This window comes from Microcystis sp. M53598_WE2 (genome assembly GCF_030067735.1).
GTDB classification, from domain to species: domain Bacteria; phylum Cyanobacteriota; class Cyanobacteriia; order Cyanobacteriales; family Microcystaceae; genus Microcystis; species Microcystis aeruginosa.
Window position 1 is genome coordinate 1 of the sequence record NZ_JASJFE010000143.1, and the last position, 3,937, is coordinate 3,937.

Annotated in this window: 4 protein-coding genes; 2 read left to right on the plus strand and 2 right to left on the minus strand. The window is 45.2% G+C overall.

The genetic code is table 11. The features are described from left to right. Positions 1-186: 186 nt before the first annotated feature. Both PX636_RS03180 and PX636_RS03185 read left to right on the plus strand, forming a co-directional pair. Positions 187-1,581, plus strand: a complete 1,395-nt coding sequence (locus tag PX636_RS03180; RefSeq protein WP_288116200.1) for a DUF2252 domain-containing protein — start codon at positions 187-189, stop codon at positions 1,579-1,581. 430 nt (positions 1,582-2,011) lie between these two features. After that, positions 2,012-2,395: a DUF4346 domain-containing protein gene (locus PX636_RS03185; protein WP_002747361.1), complete on the plus strand. Its 384-nt coding sequence runs from the start codon at positions 2,012-2,014 to the stop codon at positions 2,393-2,395. Between the two features lie 214 nt (positions 2,396-2,609). Here PX636_RS03185 and PX636_RS03190 read toward each other — a convergent pair whose 3' ends face one another. Both PX636_RS03190 and PX636_RS03195 read right to left on the minus strand, forming a co-directional pair. Beyond that, the gene (locus PX636_RS03190) at positions 2,610-3,473 is read right to left on the minus strand and encodes a branched-chain amino acid ABC transporter permease (RefSeq protein ID WP_288116202.1); all 864 of its coding nucleotides are present in this window, start codon (positions 3,471-3,473) and stop codon (positions 2,610-2,612) included. Positions 3,474-3,680: 207 nt separating this feature from the next. Continuing rightward, on the minus strand, positions 3,681-3,937 hold a 257-nt coding region (locus PX636_RS03195; protein WP_288116204.1), incomplete at its 5' end, for a glycosyltransferase.

Sequence of the window (3,937 nt, forward strand, 5' to 3'; positions counted from 1 at the left end):
ATGGGGCGAAAGTCTGTGGACTCTGTGTAAGACAGTACATGGTTTTTTAACTGTGGTATGCGACGGTGGTGGAAGCAGAAACTTAAATCGTGAGGTTTAGGAATCGCCGCACTTTTAGGGCGGCGAGGATGTCAATTAGTCATCTAACAGCAAGGGATGTAATCTCATTCAGGGGAAAAAGTCGCTATGAACCACCAAATAGAAACCCCGATCCGCTCACCTTCTCAAGCTCGATTCCGTTCACGGGAAGAACGCATCCAGATCGGTAAATCCCTGCGGGAGCGATTGCCGCGTTCTAGCCACGCTATCTGGCAACCCCCCGCAGCTGGTCGGGAGCCGATCGAAATCATTGAAGCATCAAATCGAGGGCGATTACAGGAATTGATTCCCATCCGCTACGGACGGATGTTGCGGAGTCCCTTTACCTTCCTGCGCGGTTCCGCTGCCTTGATGGCCTACGATCTGGCCACCACTCCCAAAACCGACATTATCGTGCAGGCCTGCGGGGATTGCCACCTCTTGAACTTCGGATTTTTTGCCACCCCCGAACGCAATTTAGTCTTCGATATTAACGATTTCGACGAAACCCTACCCGCACCTTGGGAATGGGATCTCAAGCGTCTAGTGGTCAGCTTTGTCATCGCCGGCAGGGATAGCGATCTATCCGATCGAGAATCGAAGGCGGCGGCGATCGATTGCGCTCGTTCCTATCGGGAACACCTGCGGGAATATTCTCGCCTCAGTCCGTTAGAGGTATGGTACACGCGCATAGGAGTAGAACAGGTGATCGAGATGGCTCCCGACGAAAAGACGCGGAAGATACGGGAACAGATGATGACAAAAGCCCGCGAGCGCATCATCGAACATCTCTACCCCAAGATCGTCACCCAAACCGCGGGACGCAATCGCTTTGTCGATCAGCCGCCCATTCTCTACCATGTCAACGAACCGGATTGGGAGACTCTCGTGCGTGAGGGTCTGGAAGACTATCGCCAATCCCTGCCGGAGGAACGCCGAGTCCTGTTTGATCGCTACCGGTTAGAGGACTTTGCCCTGAAAGTGGTAGGCATTGGCAGTGTCGGCACCAGATGTTATATCGCCCTATTTTTCTCGGAAGATAACCATCCCCTCATCCTACAAGTTAAGGAGGCTTGCCCTTCGGTTCTTGAACCCTATACCGCCAAGAGCCAGTATGAAAATCAGGGACAACGGGTGGTTACAGGCCAGAGATTGATGCAATCCTCTAGCGACATATTTTTAGGCTGGACCCAGGGAAGACGGGGCAATAACTTCTATTTACGGCAACTGCGGGATATGAAGTTTTCCCTGCCCATTGAGGGAGTGTCGGCCGCCCAACTGCAACGCTACGCCGAGTTCTGTGGCTGGACCTTAGCCCGCGCCCACGCTAAATCTGGAGATGCGGCCACCATTAGCGGTTATTTGGGGAAAGGAGATCAGTTCGATCTAGCGATGGGCGAATTTGCGATCGCTTATGCCGAGCAGACAGAACAAGATCACGCCGCTTTGGTGGAAGCGGTCAAAACAGGACGGGTTGAGGCTTTGGTAGAAGAAGATTTATAGCATTAAGCTATCAGCCTGTTATTTCTCGACCATACATTATGGGCGCGAGCTTTGCGCCCCCACATTGCAGCTGGTATGATACCAAATCCGTTTTTATACTAAATCTGGTTATTAAAAACTGATTATCTATTGCCCCTTTTGCCTCTTTCCTCTTGCCCTTTGCCTGTCCTGATATGTAGCCTATACTCAACGGATTTAGTATTAATAGTCCGATTAACTCTCAGGTTATGGATTGTTTCTCCCTCCTCCAACGCTCCCCACGCTCCTATACTTTTTAAACAGGATTTAGTATTATTGCTCAGTAGGTCAGATTTGCTCACAGAAAATACATACGGCCTATATCTACAAAATGCTCTAGAAAAAGGATGATGGTATGTGATATAATTTGCTCTTGCTTTCATCTACATATTTAAGTGATTTTGTCAAGAAAATGAGCGAATTAAAATCACAAATCACGGCTATTGATCATCAACTTTCCAAACGTCCGATCGCTCTCGATCCCGCAGGATATTTTATTATTTATCTAGACCGAGAAGCCGGGTTAATCTGTGCCAAACATTACAGCAATATTATCAATGAAAAAGGTTTAGCCGTCGATCCAGAAACGGGAAAAGTTATCGGTGTTAGGCAAAAACTTGATCGCAATCCTGAGACTATTTACACCGCAAGAACCGCCAAAGAATTAGCCGTCAAAGTGATCGAAGAAACCCAACCTTGTCCGATTACTATGTTCGATCATGCTGCTTATTTAGGTCGAGAATTTACCCGCGCTGAATACGCTTTAATCACCGGGGAAGAATATATTCAGGATTAAAAATTGGGCTTTTCAGTAATCAGTAAACAGTAATCAGTAAACAGTAAATAGTAATCAGTAAATATAGCAGTTTTCATCAGAATGAGGCATGGGCAAGGGGCTTAAGTCCTTTGTTGGCAAAACTTGTCGATACCTCAGTAACGTGAAAAGCGCTATAAATAACTTAAAACTTCAAACTTAAAACTTACATCTGATAACTGATAACTGATAACTGTTAAACCGTGCCTTTAAATAAACCTTGGGGACGGAATAATAACAGCAGGATCATAATTAATAAAGCCACGGCTAATTTATAATCAGAACCAATTAAGGGAACACTAATTTCTTGGGCAACACCAATAATTAAAGCCCCAGCAATCGCTCCGTAGGGATTACCAATACCACCTAAAATCACGGCGGCAAACATTGGTAAGATTAAAAACCAGCCCATATTGGGACGCACTCCCCCAGTAATTAACCCGAACATCGCTCCGGCTAAAGCAGTTAAAACTCCCGTAATTATCCATGTCCAGAAGACAACCCATTCGACGTTAATTCCGGTTACTCTAGCTAAATCGGTGCTGTCAGCTACGGCACGCATCGCCTTACCGATCTTAGTTTTTTGCAATAACAAATGGAGGGCAATAATAACTATAATTGCCAAACCAATAACTAACAAGCGATCGAAAGCTACTTTAATCCCAAAAATTTCTGTAGCGGTCATCACAGGCAGATCGTAGCGTTGATTACTACCGCCCCAGATCATTAAAATACCATTGCGAAGAAATAAAGCCAAACCGATCGAAATAATAATTAAAGTGGTAGAATCAGCCCGTTGATCGCGCATGGGTTTCCATAATAATCTCTCGGCAATGAGCATGGCAATAGCTGTCACTGCTGCCCCCACCGGCATCGCTAACCAGAGATTAATCCCTTGAGCATTTACCACCCAAGTTATGTAAGCACCCAAAGTCATAAAATCGCCGTGGGCAAAATTAGACAGACGCAAAATGCCACAGGTAAGGGTTAACCCAACAGCAGCCAGAGCAATAATACTGCCGACGGCTAAACCATTGAATAAAAGTTGCGGTGTATCCATCAAACCTCTTGTATAAATCAGAAATTGTCCTTAGAAATAGAAGTCAGGAGAGAGAAAATTAATTAACTTTTGTCTTTTACCTTATTTAACTGAAAGCTGAGGGCCTGTGGCTTAAATATTTTTGTTTAGACCAAATTGCATGGCAGTATAAGCCTAGACAGCTATTATAAACTTTTTCAGCAGACCCTACCTATGAATGAAAGAAGATTAGTTAAGATTCTGACGTAACTCTGGAACCCGTTGCCATAATTCTTGGGTTAAACGGGGTAATTCGTCCCGCATCTGACAATACCAATCCCATCGCCGGCGGTAATGTTGAGCCAGTAAGCGATTTTGCTTGACCCATTGATAGGCATTGTTAGCCAGTTGTTGCCGAAAAGAAGGATTTTCAATTAATTGTCGCAATTGTGCAGAAAATTCAGTTAAAGAATTATAAATTAAACCCGTTTCACCGGAATGAATAG

Excerpts from the sequence above, each read along its gene's own strand:
- PX636_RS03185 (WP_002747361.1), top strand. The coding sequence starts at position 2,012 with ATGAGCGAATTAAAATCACAAATCACGGCTATTGATCATCAACTTTCC.
- PX636_RS03190 (WP_288116202.1), bottom strand. The coding sequence starts at position 3,473 with ATGGATACACCGCAACTTTTATTCAATGGTTTAGCCGTCGGCAGTATT.
- PX636_RS03180 (WP_288116200.1), top strand. The coding sequence starts at position 187 with ATGAACCACCAAATAGAAACCCCGATCCGCTCACCTTCTCAAGCTCGA.